The organism is Vibrio sp. YT-15, from assembly GCF_033337445.1.
Classification (GTDB): Bacteria; Pseudomonadota; Gammaproteobacteria; order Enterobacterales; family Vibrionaceae; genus Vibrio; species Vibrio alginolyticus.
This window is the reverse complement of record NZ_JAWOQR010000082.1, coordinates 1-1,355: the sequence shown is the minus strand read 5'-3', so window position 1 is coordinate 1,355 and position 1,355 is coordinate 1. Positions and strand designations below refer to the sequence as shown.

General features: G+C 45.5%; 2 protein-coding genes and 1 pseudogene. 2 read left to right on the top strand and 1 reads right to left on the bottom strand.

Annotation, left to right across the window (positions count from 1 at the left end; genetic code table 11):
* Window positions 1-227 (top strand): TrmH family RNA methyltransferase (locus R7D93_RS25400; RefSeq protein WP_318129567.1); only part of this gene is annotated, 227 nt, incomplete at its 5' end.
* A 91-nt stretch (window positions 228-318) separates the two neighbouring features.
* On the opposite strand, the gene fdxA is transcribed toward R7D93_RS25400, so the two are convergent.
* On the bottom strand, window positions 319-642 hold the full coding sequence (gene fdxA / locus R7D93_RS25395) for a ferredoxin FdxA (protein WP_005461160.1): 324 nt from the start codon (window positions 640-642) through the stop codon (window positions 319-321).
* Between the two features lie 205 nt (window positions 643-847).
* Here fdxA and R7D93_RS25390 point away from each other — a divergent pair.
* Window positions 848-1,355 (top strand): annotated as a pseudogene (locus R7D93_RS25390) (hypothetical protein); the annotation flags it as partial.

Here is a 1,355-nt window from a genome sequence, read left to right as displayed (position 1 = left end):
ACTTGCCAGTGTATGGTGCTTTCCTTGAAGGTGAGAGCGTGCATAAAACTGATTTTTCAGCAGAAGGTATTTTGTTGATGGGCAGCGAGTCACACGGTGTGCGAGAAGAAGCGTCCAAGTTCGTGACAGATAAGATCACGATTCCTGCTTTCGGTGGCGCAGAATCTTTAAACGTAGCAATGGCGACGGGCATCATTTTGGACAACATGCGTCGTCAGCACAGCTAATCGTATCCACGAACTTTAGATACAGAAAAAGCGTAACGGCCTAGGCGATTTCAAGCTGAGGTTCATTACGCTTTTTTCGTTTTGAATGCGGTTATTTTTCTAACATATCCAACTTGTTTGGCACGCCGTTCCATTTTTCCGCTTCATCCATCGCTGGTTTCACTTCAGTTTGTACCGGCCAGATTTCTGCGAGTTCGGCGTTGAGCTCTTTGTAGATGGTTTGATCTTCAGGCAGCTCGTCTTCTTGGAAGATTGCCGCTGCGGCACACTCGTCAACACACAAGCCACAGTCGATACATTCTATTGGGTTGATTACCATGAAGTTTGGACCTTCGTGGAAGGCGTCAGCCGGGCACACCGCGACACAGTCGGTGTATTTACATTGGATACAGTTATCGGTTACGACAAACGCCATGATAATCAGCTCTTAAGTTAGTCAAAATCAAAGAAGGGGGATAATACTCATCCCAAGGCAAAATTCAACATTCACCAAGTTAAATCCGTCGTCCAACCTTGATTTAGTATGACAGACAATTCAATTTCTCGTAAAATGCGCGCCATTGTGAGCTGGGGGCCGTTAGGTTTTTTGGCTAAGACACCTACTATAACGAGACATCGATATGATTCGTATTAATGAAATTAAGCTTCCTCTTGATCATGAGGAAGGCGCGCTATTAGACGCGATCACTAAAAAACTTGGCATTCCTGCTGAGAAAGTTATCTCTTTTAACGTCTTTAGACGCGGCTACGATGCTCGTAAGAAAACCAATATTCATCTTATTTACACGCTAGACATCATCGTTGAAGGCGATGAAACCGCGTTGCTAGCGAAGTTCGCAAACGATCCTCACGTTCGTCAAACACCAGACATGGAATACAAGTTTGTTGCGAAAGCACCTGAGAACCTAACAGAGCGCCCACTTGTCATCGCTTCTGGTCCATGTGGTCTGTTTGCTGGTTTGGTGTTGGCTCAAATGGGTTTCAACCCAATCATTGTTGAACGTGGTAAAGAAGTACGTGAACGTACTAAAGATACTTTCGGTTTCTGGCGTAAACGCACGCTAAACCCAGAATCAAACGTACAGTTTGGTGAGGGCGGTGCGGGTACGTTCTCTGACGGTAAGCTGT

Excerpts from the sequence above, each read along its gene's own strand:
- fdxA (WP_005461160.1), bottom strand. The coding sequence starts at position 642 with ATGGCGTTTGTCGTAACCGATAACTGTATCCAATGTAAATACACCGAC.